This window comes from Sandarakinorhabdus sp., from assembly GCF_032115815.1.
Lineage (GTDB): Bacteria > Pseudomonadota > Alphaproteobacteria > Sphingomonadales > Sphingomonadaceae > Sandarakinorhabdus.
Window position 1 is genome coordinate 1 of the sequence record NZ_JAUMBI010000220.1, and the last position, 21,169, is coordinate 21,169.

Consider the following 21,169-nt stretch of genomic DNA (forward strand, 5'->3'; position numbering starts at 1 on the left):
ATGGCCTTCAAGTCACTCGATGCGGCAAGCCTGGCCAGCACCATTGCCGATGCCATCCCGCAATTGCCGGCGATGCGCGCCAATGCCATGGCCGCTGCGCCCTACGCGCGCACCATCGATGCGCATTTCGAAGCGCTGTTCCGCGGCTTTGCCGAAGTGCTGGAGAGCCGGCGGGCGGCCTAGCGCGTGATGGCGTAATAGATCACGTAGAACCAGCCGAGTATTCCGTGGATGATCACCCACAGCAGCGACTTGTGCAGGCTCCAGCTGATGGCGACGGCGATGGCCGAACCCAGGCCGATCCCGGTGCGAACCACTTCCCCGCTGCGCAGACGCTGTTCAGCCATGTCCTGTCTCCTGTTTCGGAATCCATACTGCCTTAGTTGAGCAATACACGCAAGGCTCAGGCCGCGAACTGGCGCCGCGCCCGGTTCAGCCGCGCCGCGCCTTCATCCAGGATGGCATCCGATTTGGCGAAGCACAGCCGGATGAACGGCGTCTGCTGGCCATCGGGCATGAAGGCCGATAGCGGGATGGCGGCGATGCCCGGATCGATCACCGCGGCCTCGCAGAAATCACGGTCGCCCATCTTGATGCCCGAAGCCGCCAGATCGGCCATCACGAAGTAGCTGCCCTGCGTTGGCAGCAATTTCCAGCCGTGGCGGGCAAGATCCGTCACAAGCCGGTCCCGCGCCGTCACGAACCGGACCCGGGCGGCAGCAAACCAGGCATCCGGCCGCGCCAGCCCGGCCGCAACCGCGGTCTGTAACGGCGGCGCGGTGGTGAAGGTGAGAAACTGGTGCACTTGCGCAACCTTCTCGGCCAGCGCCGTCTCAGCCACCACCCAGCCGACCTTCCAGCCGGTCAGCGCCAGCAGCTTGCCGGCAGATCCGATCTTGATCGTGCGCTCCGGCGCCAGGGTGTAGGCCGAGACATGCGGCGCATCGCCGGTGATCACTTCTTCCCACACCTCGTCGCTGATGATGATCAGATCATGCCTGCGCGCCAGGTCCACGATGCCCGCCAGCATCGCCGGGCCGGCCATGCCGCCGGTGGGATTGTGCGGCGTATTCAACAGGATGGCGCGCGTGCGGGGTGTGATCGCTGCCGCAATCGCCTCTGCGCTGGCCTGCCAGTCCGGCGGCTGCAGCGCTACCCACACCGGCCGAGCGCCTGCCCGCTGCACCAGCGGCGCATAGGCATCATAGGCCGGTGCAAACAGGATCACCTCATCGCCGGCCCCAGCCACCGCCATGATGCTCGCCGCCAGCGCCTCGGTCGCGCCGGAGGTGATGATCACCTGCTCGGGCGCGACGTCCAACCCCTGCCGGCGACCATAGAACAAAGCCACCGCCGCGCGCAGTTCAGGCAAGCCGCGCATCGGCGGATATTGATTATAACCCGTTGTAATTGCTTCTGCACCGGCCGCCAACACCTCCGGCGACCAACCGAAATCCGGAAATCCCTGCCCCAGGTTTATGGCGCCATGCGCCCTGGCCAGGCCCGACATATGCTCGAAAATGGTGGTCCCGGCTTGCATGGCACGTTTCTGCCATGCAGGCCGGCGCAGGGCCAGCCCCTCAGGCAGCGCGGCGCAGGATGAACAATTTGACCACGTCCCAACCCTCCCACAATCGCGGCATTGCCGGCCGTGCAAGCGCAGGTTAGCTTTTCGCCAAAGCAACTTGGGGACATGGCCATGAAGACGCGCATCACTGAAATGTTCGGCATCGAACATCCCGTCCTGCAAGGCGGCATGCACTATGTTGGATTCGCCGAAATGGCGGCCGCCGTCTCCAACGCCGGGGGGCTGGGGATCATCACCGGGCTGACCCTGGGCACATCGGAAAAACTGGCTGCCGAAATCGCCCGCTGCCGCGAGATGACCGACAAGCCGTTCGGCGTGAACCTCACCTTCCTGCCCAGCGTCACCCCGCCCGATTATCCCGGCCTGATCAAGTCCATCATCGAAGGCGGCGTGAAGGTGGTGGAAACCGCCGGCAACAACCCGGCGAAATGGCTGCCCGCCCTGAAGGAACATGGCATCAAGGTCATCCACAAATGCACCAGCGTGCGCCACAGCCTGAAGGCCGAAGCCATCGGCTGCGACGCGGTGTCGGTGGACGGTTTCGAATGCGGCGGCCACCCCGGTGAAGATGACGTGGGCAACTGGGTGCTGCTGCCGCGCGCCGCCGAGGAACTGAAGATTCCCTTCGTCGCGAGCGGAGGCGTCGCCAACGGCAAGCAGCTGGCCGCGGCCCTGTGCATGGGCGCCGATGGCGTCAACATGGGCACCCGTTTCATCGCCACCAAGGAAGCCCCGGTGCACCAGAATGTGAAGGATGCGCTGGTGGCGGCGACCGAACTCGACACCCGCCTGATCATGCGCCCGCTGCGCAACACCGAGCGCGTGTTGAACAACGCCGCCGTGGAACGGCTGCTGGAGAAGGAGCGCACGCTGGGCGCTGACCTCAAGTTCGAGGACATCATCGAGGAAGTGGCCGGCGTTTATCCGAGGATCATGAAGAACGGTGACATGGATGCCGGCGGCTGGTCGTGCGGCCAGGTCGTGGGCCTGATCCACGATATCCCCACCTGCAAGGATCTGATCGAAGGGATGGTGCGCGAGGCCGAGGAGATCATCCGCGGCCGCCTGCAGAAGCTCGTTGCATGAGCGACATTCTCTATGATCTCGCCGACGGGGTGGCGACGATCACGCTGAACCGGCCAGACAAGTTGAACGCGCTCACCCCGCAGATGTTGAGCGATTTCTTCGCCGCCGTGGCGAAGGCCGGCGCCGATCCAGAGGCCAAGGTGATCGTGGTCACCGGCGCCGGTCGCGGCTTTTCGGCCGGGCTTGATCTGGCCATCATCGGTGGCGGCGGCAGCGGCAATGTGCAGACCCATCCCGATGGCACCCCGCAATGGGGCGACGATGTCGGCCCGGCGCTGGCCCCCTATTACAGCGGTGGCTGGCCCACGCTGATCACCTGCCGCAAACCAACCATTGCGGCCATCAATGGCGCGGCCTTCGGCTGGGGCTTCATCCTGGCGCTGCACTGCGACATCCGCTTTGCCAGCACGTCCGCCCTGTTCAACGCCACCTTCGCCCGCATCGGCGTGCCCGGCGAGAAGGGCTCGGCCTGGCTGCTCACCCGCCATATCGGCCAGGCCAAGGCGATGGACCTGCTCTACACTGCCCGCCGTTTCGATGGCACCGAAGCCAAGGCGCTGGGGCTGGTGAACGACGTGTTCGACGAAGAGGCGCTGCTGCCGCACGTGCATGAGTATGCGAAGAACATTGCCACCTTCAGCGCCCCGCGCAGCCTGGCCGCCATGAAGGCGCAGGTGTGGACCGCGCTTGATGAGGATTACAGCACGGCCTTCGCGGCAGCTGACAAGGAACAGCACCTCGCCACGCAAACACAGGATTTCCGCGAAGCCTTCACCAGCTATCGCGAGAAGCGCGCGCCCCGCTACACAGGGCGCTGAGCCTCACATCACCAGCGGGCCATGTTCTAGCTTGGGCAGCACGTGCCGGCTGAACAGATCAGCTTCGCGGGCGTGGGGGTAGCCGGAGAGGATGAAGGCTTCCATGCCGGCGGCCTGATAGGCCTTCAGCTTGGCGACGATCTGATCGGGATCACCCACCAGCGCCGCGCCGCAACCGGAGCGGGCGCGGCCGATGCCGGTCCACAGATTGTCCTCGACATAACCGTCGCTCGCCTTGTCGCGCAGTTCGGCCTGGCGCTGCACACCGACCGATTGGCTGTCCAATGACTTGGCGCGGATGGCGTCGCCGGTGGCGGCATCAAGCTTGGAGAGCAGGTGATCGGCGGCCTCGCGGGCTTGCGCCTCTGTCTCGCGCACGATGACGTGGACGCGGTAGCCGAACTTCAGCGTGCGGCCGCGTTTGGCGGCGCGGGCGGTCATGTCGGCGACGACCTCCTTCACCTTGTCAATCGTGTCGGGCCACATCAGATAGACATCGGCGGCTTCGGCGGCGGCTTCGCGGGCGTCTTCGGACAGGCCACCGAAATAGAGCGGCGGGCACTTGCCGGAAACGGTCTTCACGTTGGGCGGCGGCAGCTGCAGCTTGTAGAACTCACCCTGGTGGTCGAGCGCGTTGCCGTTGAGCAGCGTCTTGAGGATCTTCATCACCTCGACCGTGCGGTCATAGCGCGGCTTGGAAGCCAGCACTTCGCCCGGCATGTCGGACGAGATGATGTTCACCGTCAGGCGGCCGCCCAGGATCTGATCCAGCGTGGCAATCTGACGGGCCAGTTGCGGCGGCCAGGTTTCGCCAACGCGGATCGCCATCAGCAGACGGATGCGATGGGTGAGCGCGGCAATGGCGCCGGCAAACATCTGCGTGTCGATGCCGAGCTGATAGCCCGATGGCAGCAATATATTGTCAAACCCACCCTTTTCGGCGGTCATGACGATATTGCGGCAATGTTCCCAGCTGGAGCGCAGGCCCGGATCGGGCACGCCCAGAAACTCGTAATCATCATCGCACAGCGCGGAAAACCAGCTGATTTCGGGACCACTCACGGCAAATTCTCCCCAAGCGATGCGACCAGGATGGCGTACCATTCCGCCCGCGTGAACGTCACCTTGAAGGCATCGGCCGCTTCCGCGATGCGAACCGGGTTCTGGCTGCCGACGATCGGGGTGATCGCGGCCGGATGCGCCAGCACCCACGCGTAAGCGGTGGCAGCGATGCTCACGCCGAACTTTGCCCCGTGCGCCGCCAGCGCCGCCTTGACCCGGATCAAGCGATCATCCTCGGCCTTTTTCCGGCCCGGGCGCGGATCGCCATCGCCCAGCCGGCCCTGCCCCAGCGGCGACCAGCCCAGCACGGCCTGACCCATCTCCATGGCGAGATCGAGCGTGCCGTCAAACAACGGGCTGAGCGCCAGCACCGAGAATTCCGGCTGGGTGGAGACCAAAGGCGCTTTCAGATGCGCGGCCAGCGCGCGGGTTTGCGCCGGGGTGAAGTTAGAGACGCCAACCGCGCCGATCTTGCCGGCCTGCACCTGGGCGTCCAGCGTGGCGGCGACGTCGGCCCAGTGGGTGAGCATGTCGGGCCGGTGGATCTGCCACAGATCGATGCGCTCGACGCCCATGCGGCTCAATGAGGCGTCGATGGCGGCGACCAAATATTCGGGCGACGAGTCGTAGGGCACGCCCATGCTGATGCCGCCCTTCGACGCCAGCACGACCTGCCTGCGCAGGGCCGGCGCCGCCTTGAACACGCGGCCGAGCAGCGCTTCGGACGCACCGAACGGCTCGTCATTGTCAGGCCCGTAAATATCGGCCGTATCGAAGAAGTTGATGCCGGCCGCCAGCGCCGCCTCGCAGCGCGCCTGCGCGGCGGCGACATCATCGCCGGCGAAGCGCCACATGCCCCACGCCAGCGGCGACACCATAAATTCGGACTTGCCCAGCGGGCGGCGATTGGGGCTTAGAGCGATCTGCGACATTTTGGCTTGATAGACTGAAGGACGGGCAGATGGGAAGCACCGACAATATTCGCTGGGGCATTATTGGCACCGGCATGATGGCGCTGGAGCATATCGCCAATATTCAGTTGCTGGGCGGCGGCACCATCACCGCCATCGCCGATCCAGTGCCGGCCTGCCTCGATCGCGCTGAAAAGGCCATCGGTCACGCCGTGGCGCGCTTCCCCGATGCGGCAGCGCTGGCGGCGTCGGGCCTGTGCGATGCCGTCGTGGTCGCCTCGCCCAATTTCACCCACCGCGCCGTGCTGGGGCCGCTGATGGATGCCGGCCTGCATATCCTGTGCGAAAAGCCGCTGGCGACGACGCTGGAGGATGCCAAGGCGGTTGCGGCCGCCGTGACGGGCTATGACAAGACCTTCTGGACCGCGATGGAATATCGCTTCATGCCGCCGGTCAGCGAGTTCGTCAGCCACGTCCACGCCGGCAAGGTCGGACATTTGCAGATGCTCTCCATCCGCGAGCATCGCTTCCCCTTCCTGGTGAAGGTGGGCGACTGGAACCGCTTCTCGGTCAACAGCGGCGGCACCATGGTCGAGAAATGCTGCCATTTCTTCGATCTGATGCGGCACGTCATCCAGGCCGAACCGGTGCGCGTCTATTGCAGCGGCGCCATGGACGTGAACCACAAGGACGAGCGTTACGACGGCAAGACGCCGGACATCATCGACAACAGCTACACCGTGGTCGATTTCGAGGGCGGCGTGCGCGCCATGCTCGATCTGTGCATGTTCGCCGATGGCGCCGAACAGCAGGAAGAAATCCTCGCCACGGGTGACAAGGCGCGATTGGACGTGCTGATCCCGGCCGGCGACATCATCCATTCCCCGCGCGTCGGCTTCATGAACCCCAAGCAGGCGACCCGCTGGCATGTCGAAACCCCGCCCGATGCGCTGGCCGCCGGGCAGCACCATGGCTCCACCTTCTTCCAGCACCGGCATTTCGCCACCGCTGTCCGGGGGAACGGCCCGGTGATCGTGACCGCCGACGATGGCCTTCGCGCTGTTGCCATCGGGTTGGCGGCCGAGATCTCCGCCAGGGAGCATCGCGTCGTGACCATGGCGGAGCTTGGCCTGTAACGCGCAGATTCGAGTGTGACTCTGCCGCCACAGCGTGGCCAGAACTGCACATGAACGCCGCCAAGTCAGATTGACCTCAATCAAGAAAGTCTGTCTTGGCAAGGCAACACGCCTACCGACAACTGCATCGACAAGCCGGCATCAGTCCGGACAGAAGACAAGGGGAGTGACATGATCCGTAGTTTCTTGATGAGTTCAGCCGCCATTCTGGCCGCCGCCGCCGCACCAGCCGCCGCACAGACCGTTGCCGACGACAATGAGTCGGTCGAGATCGTCGTCACCGCGCAGAAGCGCAGCGAAAAACTGCAGGATATTCCGCTCGCCGTGTCGGTCGTGAGTGGCGATGCGCTGGCCCGCCAGGGCGCGCTCAACCTGGAAAACGCCCAGTATCTGGTGCCGTCGCTGAACTTCCGCAAATCCGGCACGTCGATCAACCAGTCGCTGTATATCCGCGGCGTCGGCACGGCGACCTTCTCTCTGGCTGGCGAACCGTCGATCTCCACCGTGCTCGATGGCGTCGTGCTGGCCCGCGCCGGTGAAGCCTTCTCCGATCTGGTCGACATTGATCGCATCGAAGTGCTGCGCGGCCCGCAGGGCACGCTGTTCGGCAAGAACTCCTCCGCCGGTGTGGTCAACATCGTGTCCAAGCGCCCGGGCGACAAGCTGGGCGGCTATGCCGAAGGTGGCTGGTTCTTTGGCAACGGCAATGAATATCGCGTGCGCGCCGGCGTTGACGTGCCGCTGAGTGACAGCGTCCGCACCCGCCTGACCGCCTTCTACAGCAATTATGACGGCAACATCTTCAACGATGCCGCCGGCGTGAACCGCCGCGTCAACGGCTATGACCGGTACGGCGTGCGCGGCATCATCGAAGCCGACGTGACCGAGACGGTGAAGCTGACGGTGATTGCCGATTGGCGCAAGGCCAACGACGATTGCTGCGCCGAAGTGATCGGCACCACGCCCACCGGCGTGGCCGCGCTGGCGCTGGCCGGCATCAACTTCCAGGGCGATGAAACCCGCACCGTGCGGCACAATCTCGTCACCCGCACCGAAGAAGAAAGCTATGGCATCTCGGCCCAGCTGGATGCCGAAGTCGGCACCCACACGGTGACTTGGATCAGCGCCTGGCGCCGCTATGACAACCGCGAAATCCGCGAAGGCGATTGGGTGGGCGGCGCCTTTGCCGGCCTCGCGCAACTGCACGATGATGGCCCGCAAACCGGCACCACCTTCAGCCAGGAACTGCGGCTGACCTCGCCGGCTGATCAGGCCTTCACCTATGTGGCCGGCGCCTTCTTCAGCCGCGCCGTCACCGAACGCACCTTCAGCCGCTTTGTCACCCGCTGCGGCAACGCGCCGTCGCCGGTCGCGTTGGTCACCTGCGGTTCGCCCGGCTTCCCGGCCGAAAATGTCAGCGGCACCGCGACCTTCGGTTCGGCGTTCGACAACTATGCGCTGTTCGGCCAGGGCACCTATGCCTTCAACGAAAAGCTGCGCGCCATCGTCGGCTTGCGCTTCACGGCGGATGATCTGTCGATCTTCCACAGCCGCGTCGCCTCGCCCAACGTCGCCGGCCTGCCCGGCATCGCCCGCAACTTCGATCAGGGCGTCTACGACAGCTCCAACTTCGGCCAGAACAACGGCGATCCGACCCGCAGCAATGGCACCCCGTTCCGCGCCAAGACCAGTGCCACCAACCTGTCGGGCAAGCTGGGTCTGCAATATGATTTCAGCGAAGATGTGATGGGCTATGGTACCTACAGCCGTGGCTACAAGGGCCCGGCCTACAACACCTTCTTCAACCTGAACCCGACCGGCACCAACGTCATCGAAGCCGAAATCGCCGATTCCTATGAAATCGGCCTGAAGAACACGCTGTTCGGCGGCTCGCTGACGCTGAACCTCGCCGCCTTCTATGCCAAGTACAAGAACTTCCAGGCCAACAACCCGGATCTCGTGGCTGGCGTGGTGGTGACCCGCTTCACCAACGCCGGTGACGTGTCGACCCGCGGCATCGAACTGGACTTCGTGTGGCGCCCGGCCAAGGATCTGAACTTCGGGGGTGGCCTTGCCTACACCGATGCGCAGGTTGATGCCTTCCGTGCACCGCCCGGCGCTGCCGTGATCCCGGCCGGCACCCCGCTCGGCTTTGCGCCCAAGTGGAAGGGCAGCCTGGGCATGGATTACCGCTATCGCACTGGCGGCGCGGTCGATTTCACCTTGGCCGGTAATGTCTCGACGCAATCGAGCCAGCTGTCGCTGTTCGATGCCAGCCAGGCGCTGCGCGATGCCGGCACGATCGGCGCCTACAGCCTGGTCGATCTGCAGTTCGGCCTGGTCGAGAAGGACGACAAGTTCCGCCTGACGTTCATCGTCAAGAACCTGTTTGATCAGAGCTTTGCGGCGCAGATCACCAACGGTGGCCCCGGTGGCGCGTTCCGTTACCTGATCCCGCGTGAAGCGGATCGCTATTTCGGCATCACGGGCCGGGTGAATTTCTAATCGCAAATCGTAGCCGGGCGCGTGGATAGCGGCGCTATCCACCGACTCCGGCAAGATCGGACGGCGAGCAAAAATGGGCGGCCCCAACAGGCCGCCCTTTCTTTGACTCGTCCGACGGCGTGGCTCCGCCGCGCTCTTCCTTGCTTCCTAAACTCTCACACGAAACGGACTCGGCGGCTCCGCCGCCGGCCGTGGCTACCGGGGCTCACTCCCCCGCCTCCGCCTCGATCGCGTCCATCGCCTCATCGCTCAACCCGAAATGATGCCCCACTTCGTGCACCAGCACATGGGTCACCAGCAGTTCCAGCGTCTCGCCGCTTTCAGCCCACACATCCAGCATCGGCCGGCGATAGAGAAAGATCATGTCCGGCAGCGCGCCCGATGGCACATCGCCCTTCATGCCGACATGGCGGCCCCAGTACAGACCGAGCAGATCCCACTCCGTCTCGAGGTTCATTTCCGCCATCACAGTTTCGTCGGGGAAATCCTCCACCTTCAGGATGACGCTGGCGAGATGGCGGCGGAACTGGTCGGGCAACCGCTCCACGGCGGCTTGTGCGACCTGTTCGATATCGGCAAGGGTGGGTGCGATCAACATGACCACACCATAGAGAGGAAGCCGGCGATGGTCGAGAAGCTGGATAAGACCGCGCGCGCCACGCTGGCGACGAAATTGCCCGACTGGCAGCTGGATGGCGAGCATCTGAAGCGGGGCTTCCGCTTCAAGGACTTCAACGAGGCTTGGGGCTTCATGAACCGGGTGGCACTGCTGGCCGAAGCCCAGGACCATCACCCCGAATGGTTCAACGTTTACAACAAGGTCGATATCGCGCTGACCACCCATGACGCCGGCGGGCTTTCGGCGCGCGATGTGCGGCTGGCCAAGGCCATCGATGCGCTGATCGGCTGATCCTTCATGCAACAAGGGCGGCCCCTTGCGGCGCCGCCCCTGCCGTCACCAGAGCGTTGAATCAATCTTCCTGTTCAACCGTCGGCGCACCGGGGCCGTTCTTCTTGATCGATTCGATGGCATTCACCGCGGAGGCCTTCGACGAATAGCCTTGCGTGGAGAACATCACCTCGCTGTTGTACATGAAGCGCACGCGAAATTCGCCGGCCTTGTCCTTGTAGATTTCGAACTTGTGAGCCATTGCGCTTCTCCTCCCCTTAACCGTTGTCGAAGCTATATCGCTGATTCAAAGCCGTCAACCGGGGGGCAGCAGGCCGTAGATCACGCAGGCCTGGGCAGTGAGCGGATGGAGCGGCGGCTGCAGCGTCACCTGCACATCGCCGGCCAGTTTTTCCAGCCCCGGCGGTGGCGGCGGCGCTGGCGCGGCCATCATGGCGGGCGCGGCATCGGAATAGCGCGCCATGCTGTCGGGTGCCTGCACATCAGCGGCCGGGCTTTCGCCGGCATAGCTGGGCCAGCCGGCCAGCACCTGCGTCTGGCAGACGCCGCCCGATGGATCGATGACCTTCACCATCCCCAGCCGGCTGCCAGCCGCCGCCGTGGCCAGCCGGGCGCGACGCGCGGCATCCTTGATTGCCGCTTCATACAGCCAGGTCTTCAGGCCGTTTTCCGGTTCCAGACTGAATGACGGCGTATCGATGGCCGACGGGCGGGCAGCGACGGCCAGGCGATAGGCGCGTTCCAGCACCTCGGTGTCGCGCACGTCCACGCTGAGCACCGCGGTCACTTCATAGGATTCGATCATGTCGGCGCGCTGGTTTTCCACCAACGTGCCATCCTTCTGGCGATACTGGTCATACAGCGGGCGGGTGGAAAGGCTGGTGGTCAGCCGCACCCGGTCCTTGCCGAGCGCGGCGAGCGCGGCATCGAGCTCCTTTGCCTTGGCGGTGGCGGCGGTGGTGGCGCCGGCCGCGGTCTTTTCCACCGCCGAGAAGCGGGCGACAAAGCGGGCGCGGTTGGCCGGCACTTCGGTGCGGACATGGCCCATAGACGCGATCACCGGGTCCTTCATCCACCACGGCGCCGGGATGAAGGGCTGGCCGATGCTGGCGGGCGGAGTTTGGGCGAAGGCGGGCGCCGCGACGAGGGCGGCGAGGAGGAGCGTGCGTTTCATGGCGCTGATTGTGGGGCGCGATGGGTTGCAGAATGATGAATGGCCGAGAGGCTCCCCTCCCGCTTGCGGGGAGCCGAAGGCGGCGCGCAGCGCCAGCGGTTGGGGGTGGAAAAGCCGGGCCGGCGCTGTCCTACACGGGCCAAGCCTGTCATGATGAGGGCTTGGGCCAGATTGGATTACGGGTTGGGCCGGGACGCTGAAAATTCCCAGATTCGCTACGAATCGTAAAAACTGTTCAAACTGAAATGACGGGCTTGTTCTTTGAAAACGTGGGGAAAAAGGGGCGCTGAACGCGCGACCGGCGGCAAGGCCGCCGAGTCCGCTGGGGGTGCCAGAAGGAAGGAAGAAAGTGCGTGGCGGAGCCACGCCGTCAGACGACACAAAAAAAGGGCGGCTGGAGAGCCGCCCTTTTTCGGTCGCTGGCCGATCTTGCCGGAGTCGGAAAATAGCTCCGCTATTTTCGCGCCCGGCTGCGATCAGCGCGGCGCCATCCGGATCCCGCCATCCAAACGGACGTCTTCGCCGTTGAAATAGGAATTCCGGCACATCTCGACCGCCAGCGAGGCATATTCCTCCGGGCCGCCCAGACGCTTCGGGAACAGCACGGTCGCCGCCAGCGCCGCCTTCACATTGTCCGGCGCGCCCTGCAGCAGCGGCGTGTTGAAGATACCGGGCAGGATGGTGTTGACGCGGATGCCTTCGCTCGACAGGTCGCGGGCGATCGGCAGGGTCATGCCGACGACGCCACCCTTGGACGCGGAATAGGCCGCCTGGCCGATCTGGCCGTCTTCAGCGGCTACCGAAGCGGTGTTGACGATGGCGCCACGTTCGCCGTTTTCCATCGGCGGCAGGCTCATCATGCCGGCGGCCGACTTGGCGATGCAGCGGAACGTGCCGACCAGGTTGATCTGGATGATGCGATCAAAGGCATCGATCGGGAAATGCTTGATGCTGCCATCTTCCTTGGAACGGCTGGCCGTCTTGATGGCGTTGCCGGTGCCGGCGCAGTTGATCAGGATCCGCTCCTGCCCGATGGCAGCGCGGGCCTTGGCAAAGCCGGCATCGACCGAGGCTTCATCGGTGACGTTGACGTTGCAGAACACGCCGCCCACTTCGGCGGCCATGGCTTCGCCCTTCTCGGCATTCATGTCGAAAATGGCGACCTTGACGCCATGCTTGGCCAGCAGCCGCGCCGTTGCCGCGCCCAGACCCGATGCACCGCCGGTAACGACCGCCGAACAACCTTCCAGATTCATGTGAACCTCCCCATGTGAGAATAGTGATGCCCCGCTTATGGGCAGCGGGGGCAGTGCCCGCAACCTTTCCAAACAATCAGCCCATGACCCTCAACGCAGCTTGCGGAGCTGCGCTTCGCGCCAGGCCAGGTAGATGGTGGACGACAGGATGAGCGCCCCGCCGGCCAGCGTGAGCGCGTCATAAGTCTCGCCAAACAGGAAGATGCCGGCCGCCGTGATCAGGCCGAAGCGCACGAAATCGAGTGGCAGCACAGCCGAAGCTTCCGACAGGGAAAAGGCCTTTGTGAGGGTGAGCTGGCCGATCGCCGCGGCCGCGCCGATGCCGGCCAGCAGCGGCCACACGGCCGGCGGCGGCGGCGCCCACACGAACAGGGCGACGGCCAGACTGGGAATGGTGGTGAGAATGAAGGTCCAGGCCGCAACGGCGCGCGAATCGTCCACGCCGACCAGACTGCGCATGGCGACGATGGAATAGCCGGTGGAAACCGCCGAAATGATGCCGGCCGCGATGCCGGGCGTGAGCGGCAGCTGGCCGGGCCGCAGCACCAGCAGCATGCCGACAAAGCCGACGGCCAGCGCCGCGATGCGCCGGGCGCGGATGCGCTCTCCCAGCACCAGCACGGCCCCAAGCGTGCCGAACAGCGGCGCCGTGTAGTTGATGGCCAGCGTGGTGGCAAGCGGCGCATTGGCCACCGCATAGAAGGTCCCCATCGTGGCAATGAAGCCCGACGTTGCGCGGCCGAGATGCACCTTCATCCGGTCCAGCCGGATCAGGCCGGGCGTGCCGAGCATCATCGGCAGCAAGAAGAGCAACCCAAGGAAGTTGCGGAAGAAAACAATCTCGAAACTGTGCAGGTGGCGCGCGGCAAGGCGGATCATCACCCACATCGACGCAAAGGCGCAGCAGGAGAGGATGAACCAGAACGGCCCGGAGTGTTTCAGGCGCTGCACAGCATCGCCGTTACCCGCTTGGCAGCAGGCTGGGAAGCCTCAGCCGTCCAGAAGGCGGGTCAGGGTCGCGACATCGCTGTCAATCTCGCGATCATCAGCGCGCAATTGCTCCACCCGCTTCACCGCGTGCATCACGGTGGTGTGATCCCGCTTGCCGAACCGGCGGCCGATTTCGGGCAGCGAACGCGGCGTCATCTTCTTGGCCAGATACATGGCGATCTGGCGCGGCCGGGCAACTTCGCGGGCACGGCGTTCCGACAGAAGATCGGCAACCTTGAGGCCGTAATAATCGGCGACCTTGCGCTGGATCTCGTCGATCGTGAGCTTCTTTTCGTGGGCGCGCAGCAGATCGGCCAGCGTTTCTCGGGTGAATTCAAGCGTGACCGGCTTGTTCACCAGCAGGGCGAAGGCCGTGACGCGGTTCAAGGCGCCTTCCAGCTCACGCACGTTGGCAGTGATCTTGCGGGCAAGGAACTCGATCACGTCATCCGGCACCGCGACGCGGTTGCCCAGCGCAGCCACCTTGGCGTGCAGGATGTTCAGCCGCAGCTCGTAATCGGCCGGGTTGATATCAGCGACCAGACCCCAGGCCATGCGCGACAGGATACGTTCCTGGATGCCTTCGAGATTCTGCGGCGAACGATCGGCAGTGATGACCAGACGTTTTCCGGCCCCAATGATCTCGTTCATCGTGTGGAAGAATTCTTCCTGAGTCGATTCCTTGCCAGCAATGAACTGCACATCGTCGATCATCAACAGATCGACCGAGCGCAGCCGCTGCTTGAAGCTGATCGTGTCCTTGGCCCGCATGGCCGCCATGAACTCGACCATGAATTTCTCGGCCGACAGATAGGCGACGCGGGCGCTGGGATGGTGGGCCAAATAGGCATTGCCGATGGCGTGCATGAGGTGGGTCTTGCCCAAACCCGTGGTGCCATGCAGGAACAGCGGGTTGAAGCCCGGAGCGCCCGGTTCGGCCATGGCCAGTGCTGCATTGTATGCGAGCTCGTTGGACTTGCCGACGATGAAATTGTCAAAGTTGTAGCGCGCATCGACCGGCAGAGGCTGGCTCGCAGAGGGCGCAACAACCTTTGCGACCGGTGGTGCCACCATGGCCTGACCCTGTTGAACGGCAACACGACGGATAGACGGCTGGTGCTGCGACCAATGACGACGCAGCAGATCGGCATAGTTGCTGCTGACCCAATCAGCGGCGAAGGCCGACGGCGCCGCCAGACGCAACGTGTCACCGTCGCAGCCGACCAGGACCAACGGTGCCAGCCAGGCTTCGTAGCTGTGATCGCCGGCGTCAGTCTTCAGGGCGGCGCGCACGCGGGACCACACGTCCCGATCGTTCGCGGAAACGTCGGCCGAACCACCCTGCGGCACCGGCTGAAAGCCGGAAGGCATAACTGATGCAACAGCCGTCGACACGCACCCTTCCTTCCGCCGACCCCGGCAATTGACCCAAACCCCACCTGCGGAGGTCCATTTCCAACTAAAACACACGACACTATCCGGCCGTATTAAGCCGGGCGCAGTTGCGCCACTGCACCTGAAGATAGGCACAGCCAGCATCGCGTGTTGCGTGATCGGACCGTATGACATTCATCACGCGGGCCGGTCCAAACCCCACTCCAAATAAGCAGGGCGGGCGTGGCCCTGCAAGCGACCAATTTCCATCCACAGCCAAATAAAGCTGTTGACAGCCCATCCGGGGACTTACCGTGGAGAGCCTCGCAACTCTTTGGATTTACGCGGCGAATCATTACCGGTCGCGGATGCGATCAGGCAGCACTACCGGCTAAGCGCTTGGATTTTTTGTGTCAAACCGATGACGCTTTGATGACGTCTCAGGCCCAACTCCAGAACGTTTTGCAGCGCAGCAATTCGCTTGTGCGCTGCAACAGATCACGGCTTGTTCCACTTTGGCCCCAATGACCCGCCGGCAAAGCCGGCGAATCGGCGATTCCAGTGGCGAATCGACGACGGCGGTGGCGAATCACCACCAGGCTGGGTGGCGCTACAGGTCAGCGATTTGTGACACGAAAACGGGGTGCCGCCGCATGGCAACACCCCGTTTTGAAATTACTGGTCAGCGCGATTGCGCCAACGAAAATCAGGCGGTGGCCAGACCCTTAACGCGGGCGGCAAGGCGGCTGATCTTGCGCGACACGGTGTTCTTGTGAAGCACGCCCTTGGCAACGCCACGCATCATTTCCGGCTGGGCAGCCTTCAGCGCTTCGGCAGCAGCAGAGGCATCACCGGCGGCGAGGCTTGATTCGACCTTCTTGACGAAGGTGCGGATGCGGCTCACGCGCGCCTTGTTGATCGCGGCGCGGCGGTCGTTGCGGCGGATGCGCTTTTCAGCCTGGGGCGTATTGGCCATGATTTCCTGCAAGTCTGATCAATGATGAACAGGCGCTCTCCCCTTGCGGGGTAACGCCGGAAGGTGAGCGCCATAAGCGAGGGCAGCCCTTCGGTCAAGCCTTTCGGCGCAATAGGAGCGGTGGCTGGCACGACGGACAGAAGAAACTGGAGCGGCCGGACTGGACGATACGTTCCACCGGCTTGGCGCACACAGGGCAGCCATTCCCTTCTCGCCCATAAACGGCAAAGTCCTTCTGGAAATAGCCCAGCGTGCCATCAGGCGCCGCATGGTCACGAAGGGTGGAACCGCCGGCTGCGATGGCTTCCTGCAGCACGTTGGGAATCGCCGGCTGCAGGCGCTTGAGCTGCGCTGCCGTCACCTGCCCGCCCGGCGTTTCCGGGTGGATGCCAGCGCGGAACAATGCCTCGCAGACATAGATATTGCCCAAGCCCGCTATCAGCCGCTGATCGAGCAGGATCGCCTTGGCTGGCGCCAAGCGGTCGCCAAAGATGCGCTGCAGCAGCGTCAGGCCAAAGTCCGGCCCCAATGGCTCGGGACCGATGCCGGCGAGCAAAGGATGATTGGATGCATCGCTGGTGGCAACCAGATCAAGACTGCCGAACCGCCGTGCATCGTTGAAGGCCACCACCCGCCTGTTGCCAGTTTCAAACACGACATGATCGTGCTTTTCCCGTTCCCCGGGATCGACCCGCATCCGGCCAGACATGCCGAGATGGATAATCAGCGTGTCACCACGATCGGTTTCCACCAGGCCATATTTGGCGCGTCGGCCCAGTCGGGTGACCACCGCCCCGGTTAGTCGCTGGCCGAGCGCTTCCGGCAACGGCCGGCGAAGGTCAGGGCGGTGGGCGACGACACGGGTGAAGCGCTGGCCTGCCCAGACGGGCGCCAATCCACGCATCACGGTTTCGACTTCGGGCAATTCAGGCATAGCCGCGACATAGGCGGCGTTTGCATGGCCGCCAAGCCTCGGCTAAGCCGCCGATGCGAAAAGGACAGGCGATGAGCGACACCGTCAGCTTTGGATATGAAGAGGTTGCCCCGGAGGAGAAAACTCGCCGCGTGGGCGACGTTTTCCGTTCCGTGGCAAAGCGTTACGACATCATGAATGATCTGATGTCGGCCGGCATGCACCGGGTCTGGAAGGATGATTTCGTCCGCCGGGTGAACCCGCGCGCCGGTGAGGACATTCTCGACATGGCTGGCGGCACCGGAGACATCGCGTTCCGGATGGAAAAGTCCGGCGCCAATGTGACGGTGGCGGATATCAACCCCGCCATGCTGGAAGTGGGCATGGAGCGCGCCACCGAAAAGGGCCTGACCAGCCTGATCTGGCGCGAGGAAAATGCGGAAACCCTGAGTTTCCCGAGCCTTGGCTTTGATGCCTACACCATCGCCTTTGGCATCCGCAACGTCACCGACATCCCGGCAGCCTTGAAGGAAGCCCACCGCGTGCTGCGGTATGGCGGGCGTTTCTTCTGCCTGGAATTTTCCTCCACCACCTGGCCCGGCTTTGCCGAAGTCTATGATATCTATTCGGAAAAGCTGGTGCCGCGCATCGGCGAAATGGTGGCCAAGGATGGCGAGAGCTACCGCTATCTGATCGAATCGATCCGCCGCTTCCCCAAGATGCCGGAATTCGCCGCGATGATCGCCGCCGCCGGTTTCTCTCAGGTCAAATACACGCCGATCCTGGGCGGCGCGGTGGCCATCCATTCGGGATGGAAGGTCTGAATTGATCGCCATCGTCCACCTATGGCGGCTGTTGAAATGGGGCCGGCGGCTGGCGCGCAGTGGTGGGCTGCGTCCGTTTGAGGACCGGCGGCTGCCGTTTGCTGTACGGCTGCTGGCGAAAGTCGCGCGCTTCGGAACCGGCGCCCCCACCACCCCGGATTTCGCCGCCGGCCTTGCCGCCGTTGGCCCGGCCGCGATCAAATTGGGCCAGGCGCTTGCCACCCGCCCCGATCTGATTGGCCTGGAAGCCGCCACCGATCTGGCTCGCCTGCAGGACGCCGTCCCGCCTGCCCCGTTCAGCACGATCGAGCCGATCCTGAACGCCATTTATGCCGGCGACTGGAAAACCCAGTTCCAGTCGATCGAACCCGAAGCCGTTGGCGCTGCCTCCATCGCCCAGGTCCACAAGGGCGTCACCAACGATGGCCGCACCGTTGCCATCAAGCTGCTGCGCCCCGGCATCGAGGCCGAAGTGTCGTCCGCGCTCGCCACCTATGAATGGGGCGCCGGCCATATTGAAACACTGGGCGGCGAATTTGCCCGCCTGCGACCGCGCGCCGTGATCGCCACCTTCAAGAGCTGGATCGAAGCCGAGCTCGATCTGCGCCGCGAAGCCGCCAACGCGTCGGAACTGGGCGAGATCCTCGCCGGCGAGCCCGATTACGTCGTGCCGGGCGTGGACTGGCAGCGTTCCACCCGCCGCGTGCTGGTGATCGACTGGATCGACGGGGTGAAGGTGTCTGACCGGCCGGCCCTGGCCGCGCTCGATATCGATCGGCCGGCGCTGGCGCGGGTGCTGGTCAACGGCTTCCTCGCCCAGGCCATCGCCAAGGGCTTCTTCCACGCCGATCTGCACCAGGGCAATCTGTTCGTCATCCCGCCGGGGAATGGCGTGGACCATGCCCGCATCGGCGTCATCGATTTCGGCATCATGGGCCGGATCAACCGCCGCGCCCGGCTCTACCTCGCCGAAATCCTCCATGGCCTCGTCACCGGCAATTATGCCCGGGTCGCCGAGATTCATTTCGAAGCCGGCTATGTGCCGCCGCACCACAATCCGGCCGCCTTTGCCACCGCGCTCCGCGCCGTGGGTGAGCCGATCCGCGGTCGCCAGGCGAAAGACATCGCCATCACCGATCTGCTCGAAGGCCTGTTCTCCATCACCCGCAGTTTCGACATGCCGGTGCAGCCGCACCTGCTGCTGCTGCAGAAAACCATGGTGATGGTGGAAGGCGTCGCACTCACCATCGATCCGCATGTCAACATGTGGGAAGTCGCCGAACCCTATGTGCGCAACTGGGTACGCGACGAGATGGGCCCGGAAGCTGTGATCGCTGACCGGCTGGTGCTGAACGCCCGTGCGCTCAGCCAATTGCCGCGCATTTTCCGCCAGTGGATCGCTGAAAATCCCATGCCCGGCGCCGCGCCGCCGCAAGCACCCCTGCCCCCGCTGCCGGAAAAGAGCTCTGGCGGCTGGTCCACGCCGTGGCTGCTGCTGGCAGCCGGGCTGGGCGCGGCGGTGGCTGTGCTGCTGAGCTGAAATCAGCCTCCGCCGCTTGCGCCAAACGGCGGTTCAGCCTATGGCCGCGCCCATGAAAGCCACCGTCACCGTCACCCTGAAAAATGGCGTGCTCGACCCGCAGGGCCGGGCCATCGAATCGGCCCTGAAGGGCCTGGGTTTCGACGGCGTCGGCGACGTCCGCGCCGGCAAGATCATCGAGCTGGAACTGGCCGACGGCACCAGCCGCGAAACAGTTGAAGCCATGGCCCGCCAGCTGCTCGCCAACACGGTGATCGAGAATTTCCGGATCGAAATGCCGTGAAGGCTGCGGTCATCGTCTTCCCCGGTTCCAACTGCGATCGGGATCTGGCCGATGCCATCACCAAGGTGACCGGCACCGCGCCCACCATGGTGTGGCACGCCGAAACCAGCCTGCCGGAAGGCCTTGATTTCATCGGCATCCCCGGTGGGTTCTCTTATGGCGATTATCTGCGCTCTGGCGCCATGGCCGCCCGCTCCCACGTCATGCAGGCCGTCGTCCAGGCCGCCGGCGAAGGCCGCACCGTGCTCGGCATCTGCAACGGCTTTCAGGTGCTCACCGAAACCGGCCTGCTGCCCGGCGCCCTGATGCGCAACGCCGGGCTCAACTTCGTCTGCCGCGAAGTCCGGCTCGAAGTGGTTAACAGCCAGTCCATCTTCACCAGCCGCTATGCCGCCGGCGAAACGGTGACCATCCCCGTCGCCCACCACGACGGCAACTATTTCGCCGACTCCGAGACTCTCAACCGCCTCGAAGGCGAAGGCCGCGTCGCCTTCCGCTACGCCGAAGAGGTCAACGGCTCGGCCCGCGCCATCGCAGGCATCCTCAACGACGCCGGCAACGTGCTCGGCATGATGCCCCACCCGGAACGGCTGATCGAAGATGCCCAGGGCGGCACCGATGGCCGGCGTCTGTTCGAGGCGGTTCAGGCGGCGCTGGGCTAGAAGCAGAAGGGCCTCCGGCGGGCAGGGGCTGAGCCCCTGCACCCACCTTCGTTTTTTGGCCCCCTCCTCTTCAGGCCTTCGTCCTGCTGGTGCAGTTTGCAGCCGTCAGTCGATCCGGTTGAAGTGGGTGGTTTCCAGCTTCGGCAAGGTGCCACCAGCCCAAACGATGGTTTCGGTCATCGATTTGCGGTCCTTGGAAACGGCATAGACCCGCGTTGAGACTGGCACACCGCCCTTGCCCAGCGTCATCACCAACGTATTCGTGGCCGGCTGGCGCAGCGCAACCGTGTCGATAGCGCCCATGGTGCCACTGATGGTCACGGGCACGCCATCGGTGGCCGCGGTCGATTCCGCATGCTGGCTGGAACCATCGGGCGCCACGATCTCCACCAGCGTGGTCCATTTCCCGTCCGGCGCGATGCGGAAGCTGATGGTGACCCGCTGCGGCCGTTCGTTTTCCGGGATCCGCGCCACGTCCAGCGCCCAGCTGCCAACCAATGGCGACGGCCTGGCGGCAATTGTCTGAACGGTCGGGGTATCCGCGGACGGGGTCGCCACGGCGACCATGGCAGCAGCGGCAAGCGGCAAGGCGATAAGCATGATGATCTTTCCCTTCGATCTGAACAGCCCGCCATTTGTGGGCTGGATCGAAGGGTTGACCGCCGCGTTGCCGGCCGGAAGATCGATTTTCCTGTCCCAGCTTTTCTGGGCATCAAGCAGGCGCGCCAGTTCCCGGCTGCTGCCAACGCCGGTCTTGCGGCGGGCATCGCGCAAGCGCTCGTTGATGGCGGTTTCCGTGGCTCCAAGCTGGGCGGCGATGGACTTGACGGTGTGGCCGGACGCCAACAGGCGCAGGACTTCCCGTTCGCGATCGGAAAGACCGGAAAACATCTCTGCTGAGTGTTCTGAGCCCGTCACGCCCTGTGCTCACCACAGGCCGCGGATTGCGTCCATCCCAAATAATTTGGGGAACGACGGGCTGTGCTGAAGGCACGGAACAGCAAGGTTCAGGGCCTCCGGCGGGCAGGGACTCGTCCCTGCACCCGTTCGTTACCAGTCGCGCCTCTCCCACCAGCGCCCATCATGCTGGCGCGTGCCAGAAAACAAACGGGTGCAGGGTCTGCGACCCTGCCCGCCGGAGGCCCTGTTTCCGCTTGTCTC

The 21,169-nt window shown here is 64.3% G+C and carries 22 protein-coding genes and 1 pseudogene; 10 read left to right on the plus strand and 13 right to left on the minus strand.

What is annotated here, in order from left to right; all coding sequences use genetic code 11:
* A pseudogene (locus RT662_RS12685) lies at positions 1 to 183 on the plus strand (glycosyltransferase family 1 protein); the annotation flags it as partial.
* Here RT662_RS12685 and RT662_RS12690 read toward each other — a convergent pair.
* Together RT662_RS12690 and RT662_RS12695 are read right to left on the minus strand one after the other, a co-directional pair.
* A complete protein-coding gene (locus RT662_RS12690) occupies positions 180 to 347 on the minus strand; it encodes a hypothetical protein (RefSeq protein ID WP_313671070.1) in 168 nt (55 codons plus the stop codon). The pseudogene RT662_RS12685 and the gene RT662_RS12690 sit on opposite strands and share 4 nt — an antisense overlap.
* Before the next feature lie 56 nt (positions 348 to 403).
* Positions 404 to 1,540 (minus strand): aminotransferase class I/II-fold pyridoxal phosphate-dependent enzyme, encoded by a 1,137-nt coding sequence (locus RT662_RS12695; RefSeq protein WP_313671071.1) that lies wholly within the window; start codon positions 1,538 to 1,540, stop codon positions 404 to 406.
* Positions 1,541 to 1,699: 159 nt separating this feature from the next.
* On the opposite strand from RT662_RS12695, the gene RT662_RS12700 reads away from it, so the two are divergent.
* Complete coding sequence (locus RT662_RS12700; protein WP_313671072.1) at positions 1,700 to 2,674, plus strand: nitronate monooxygenase family protein; 975 nt, start codon at positions 1,700 to 1,702, stop codon at positions 2,672 to 2,674.
* Positions 2,671 to 3,492 (plus strand): enoyl-CoA hydratase-related protein, encoded by an 822-nt coding sequence (locus tag RT662_RS12705; protein ID WP_313671073.1) that lies wholly within the window; start codon positions 2,671 to 2,673, stop codon positions 3,490 to 3,492. The genes RT662_RS12700 and RT662_RS12705 overlap by 4 nt, the downstream gene beginning before the upstream one ends.
* A 3-nt stretch (positions 3,493 to 3,495) precedes the next feature.
* Here RT662_RS12705 and RT662_RS12710 read toward each other — a convergent pair whose 3' ends face one another.
* Positions 3,496 to 4,554, minus strand: a complete 1,059-nt coding sequence (locus tag RT662_RS12710; RefSeq protein WP_313671074.1) for an LLM class flavin-dependent oxidoreductase — start codon at positions 4,552 to 4,554, stop codon at positions 3,496 to 3,498.
* A complete protein-coding gene (locus RT662_RS12715; protein WP_313671075.1) occupies positions 4,551 to 5,486 on the minus strand; it encodes an aldo/keto reductase in 936 nt (311 codons plus the stop codon). Before RT662_RS12715 ends, RT662_RS12710 begins: the two co-directional genes overlap by 4 nt.
* A gap of 29 nt (positions 5,487 to 5,515) precedes the next feature.
* Here RT662_RS12715 and RT662_RS12720 point away from each other — a divergent pair, with 29 nt between their 5' ends.
* A complete protein-coding gene (locus tag RT662_RS12720; RefSeq protein ID WP_313671076.1) occupies positions 5,516 to 6,601 on the plus strand; it encodes a Gfo/Idh/MocA family oxidoreductase in 1,086 nt (361 codons plus the stop codon).
* A 171-nt stretch (positions 6,602 to 6,772) separates the two neighbouring features.
* A complete protein-coding gene (locus RT662_RS12725) occupies positions 6,773 to 9,106 on the plus strand; it encodes a TonB-dependent receptor (protein WP_313671077.1) in 2,334 nt (777 codons plus the stop codon).
* A gap of 205 nt (positions 9,107 to 9,311) precedes the next feature.
* On the opposite strand, the gene RT662_RS12730 is transcribed toward RT662_RS12725, so the two are convergent.
* Positions 9,312 to 9,704, minus strand: coding sequence for a metallopeptidase family protein (locus RT662_RS12730; RefSeq protein ID WP_313671078.1), 393 nt, complete (start codon positions 9,702 to 9,704; stop codon positions 9,312 to 9,314).
* Between the two features lie 27 nt (positions 9,705 to 9,731).
* Between RT662_RS12730 and RT662_RS12735 the strand changes: the two genes are divergently transcribed.
* Positions 9,732 to 10,016 carry a 4a-hydroxytetrahydrobiopterin dehydratase gene (locus RT662_RS12735; protein WP_313671079.1) on the plus strand — a complete coding sequence of 95 codons (285 nt, stop codon included), beginning with the start codon at positions 9,732 to 9,734 and terminating at the stop codon, positions 10,014 to 10,016.
* Positions 10,017 to 10,077: 61 nt separating this feature from the next.
* On the opposite strand, the gene RT662_RS12740 is transcribed toward RT662_RS12735, so the two are convergent.
* From RT662_RS12740 to mutM, 7 genes are all read right to left on the minus strand, one after another.
* Positions 10,078 to 10,257: a YegP family protein gene (locus RT662_RS12740; RefSeq protein ID WP_017667178.1), complete on the minus strand. Its 180-nt coding sequence runs from the start codon at positions 10,255 to 10,257 to the stop codon at positions 10,078 to 10,080.
* Between the two features lie 54 nt (positions 10,258 to 10,311).
* On the minus strand, positions 10,312 to 11,190 hold the full coding sequence (locus tag RT662_RS12745; RefSeq protein ID WP_313671080.1) for an SIMPL domain-containing protein: 879 nt from the start codon (positions 11,188 to 11,190) through the stop codon (positions 10,312 to 10,314).
* 476 nt (positions 11,191 to 11,666) lie between these two features.
* A complete protein-coding gene (locus RT662_RS12750; RefSeq protein WP_313671081.1) occupies positions 11,667 to 12,446 on the minus strand; it encodes an SDR family NAD(P)-dependent oxidoreductase in 780 nt (259 codons plus the stop codon).
* Between the two features lie 90 nt (positions 12,447 to 12,536).
* Positions 12,537 to 13,397, minus strand: coding sequence for a DMT family transporter (locus tag RT662_RS12755; protein WP_313671082.1), 861 nt, complete (start codon positions 13,395 to 13,397; stop codon positions 12,537 to 12,539).
* Between the two features lie 39 nt (positions 13,398 to 13,436).
* Positions 13,437 to 14,807 (minus strand): chromosomal replication initiator protein DnaA, encoded by a 1,371-nt coding sequence (gene dnaA, locus RT662_RS12760; protein ID WP_313671083.1) that lies wholly within the window; start codon positions 14,805 to 14,807, stop codon positions 13,437 to 13,439.
* 709 nt (positions 14,808 to 15,516) lie between these two features.
* On the minus strand, positions 15,517 to 15,786 hold the full coding sequence (gene rpsT, locus RT662_RS12765) for a 30S ribosomal protein S20 (RefSeq protein ID WP_313671084.1): 270 nt from the start codon (positions 15,784 to 15,786) through the stop codon (positions 15,517 to 15,519).
* 94 nt (positions 15,787 to 15,880) lie between these two features.
* Positions 15,881 to 16,720, minus strand: a complete 840-nt coding sequence (gene mutM / locus RT662_RS12770) for a bifunctional DNA-formamidopyrimidine glycosylase/DNA-(apurinic or apyrimidinic site) lyase (RefSeq protein WP_313671085.1) — start codon at positions 16,718 to 16,720, stop codon at positions 15,881 to 15,883.
* 71 nt (positions 16,721 to 16,791) lie between these two features.
* Here mutM and RT662_RS12775 point away from each other — a divergent pair, with 71 nt between their 5' ends.
* The 4 genes from RT662_RS12775 to purQ are packed head-to-tail and all read left to right on the plus strand — an operon-like array spanning position 16,792 to position 20,008.
* Positions 16,792 to 17,523: a class I SAM-dependent methyltransferase gene (locus tag RT662_RS12775; protein ID WP_313671086.1), complete on the plus strand. Its 732-nt coding sequence runs from the start codon at positions 16,792 to 16,794 to the stop codon at positions 17,521 to 17,523.
* 1 nt (position 17,524) lies between these two features.
* Positions 17,525 to 19,063 (plus strand): AarF/UbiB family protein, encoded by a 1,539-nt coding sequence (locus RT662_RS12780; RefSeq protein ID WP_313671087.1) that lies wholly within the window; start codon positions 17,525 to 17,527, stop codon positions 19,061 to 19,063.
* Between the two features lie 52 nt (positions 19,064 to 19,115).
* A complete protein-coding gene (gene purS, locus RT662_RS12785) occupies positions 19,116 to 19,346 on the plus strand; it encodes a phosphoribosylformylglycinamidine synthase subunit PurS (RefSeq protein WP_156255392.1) in 231 nt (76 codons plus the stop codon).
* Entirely contained in the window at positions 19,343 to 20,008 is a 666-nt protein-coding gene (purQ, locus tag RT662_RS12790; protein ID WP_313671088.1) for a phosphoribosylformylglycinamidine synthase subunit PurQ, read from the plus strand. Before purS ends, purQ begins: the two co-directional genes overlap by 4 nt.
* 105 nt (positions 20,009 to 20,113) lie before the next feature.
* On the opposite strand, the gene RT662_RS12795 is transcribed toward purQ, so the two are convergent.
* Positions 20,114 to 20,926, minus strand: a complete 813-nt coding sequence (locus tag RT662_RS12795; RefSeq protein WP_313671089.1) for a helix-turn-helix transcriptional regulator — start codon at positions 20,924 to 20,926, stop codon at positions 20,114 to 20,116.
* Positions 20,927 to 21,169: the final 243 nt, after the last annotated feature.

What these genes read in the sequence shown, in the direction of transcription:
- RT662_RS12715 (WP_313671075.1), bottom strand. Translation starts at nt 5,486, where the DNA reads ATGTCGCAGATCGCTCTAAGCCCCAATCGCCGCCCGCTGGGCAAGTCC.
- dnaA (WP_313671083.1), bottom strand. Translation starts at nt 14,807, where the DNA reads ATGCCTTCCGGCTTTCAGCCGGTGCCGCAGGGTGGTTCGGCCGACGTT.
- rpsT (WP_313671084.1), bottom strand. Translation starts at nt 15,786, where the DNA reads ATGGCCAATACGCCCCAGGCTGAAAAGCGCATCCGCCGCAACGACCGC.
- RT662_RS12690 (WP_313671070.1), bottom strand. Translation starts at nt 347, where the DNA reads ATGGCTGAACAGCGTCTGCGCAGCGGGGAAGTGGTTCGCACCGGGATC.
- RT662_RS12750 (WP_313671081.1), bottom strand. Translation starts at nt 12,446, where the DNA reads ATGAATCTGGAAGGTTGTTCGGCGGTCGTTACCGGCGGTGCATCGGGT.
- purS (WP_156255392.1), top strand. Translation starts at nt 19,116, where the DNA reads ATGAAAGCCACCGTCACCGTCACCCTGAAAAATGGCGTGCTCGACCCG.
- RT662_RS12725 (WP_313671077.1), top strand. Translation starts at nt 6,773, where the DNA reads ATGATCCGTAGTTTCTTGATGAGTTCAGCCGCCATTCTGGCCGCCGCC.
- RT662_RS12720 (WP_313671076.1), top strand. Translation starts at nt 5,516, where the DNA reads ATGGGAAGCACCGACAATATTCGCTGGGGCATTATTGGCACCGGCATG.
- RT662_RS12695 (WP_313671071.1), bottom strand. Translation starts at nt 1,540, where the DNA reads ATGCAAGCCGGGACCACCATTTTCGAGCATATGTCGGGCCTGGCCAGG.
- RT662_RS12775 (WP_313671086.1), top strand. Translation starts at nt 16,792, where the DNA reads ATGAGCGACACCGTCAGCTTTGGATATGAAGAGGTTGCCCCGGAGGAG.
- RT662_RS12700 (WP_313671072.1), top strand. Translation starts at nt 1,700, where the DNA reads ATGAAGACGCGCATCACTGAAATGTTCGGCATCGAACATCCCGTCCTG.
- RT662_RS12740 (WP_017667178.1), bottom strand. Translation starts at nt 10,257, where the DNA reads ATGGCTCACAAGTTCGAAATCTACAAGGACAAGGCCGGCGAATTTCGC.
- RT662_RS12745 (WP_313671080.1), bottom strand. Translation starts at nt 11,190, where the DNA reads ATGAAACGCACGCTCCTCCTCGCCGCCCTCGTCGCGGCGCCCGCCTTC.
- mutM (WP_313671085.1), bottom strand. Translation starts at nt 16,720, where the DNA reads ATGCCTGAATTGCCCGAAGTCGAAACCGTGATGCGTGGATTGGCGCCC.
- RT662_RS12730 (WP_313671078.1), bottom strand. Translation starts at nt 9,704, where the DNA reads ATGTTGATCGCACCCACCCTTGCCGATATCGAACAGGTCGCACAAGCC.
- RT662_RS12735 (WP_313671079.1), top strand. Translation starts at nt 9,732, where the DNA reads ATGGTCGAGAAGCTGGATAAGACCGCGCGCGCCACGCTGGCGACGAAA.
- RT662_RS12705 (WP_313671073.1), top strand. Translation starts at nt 2,671, where the DNA reads ATGAGCGACATTCTCTATGATCTCGCCGACGGGGTGGCGACGATCACG.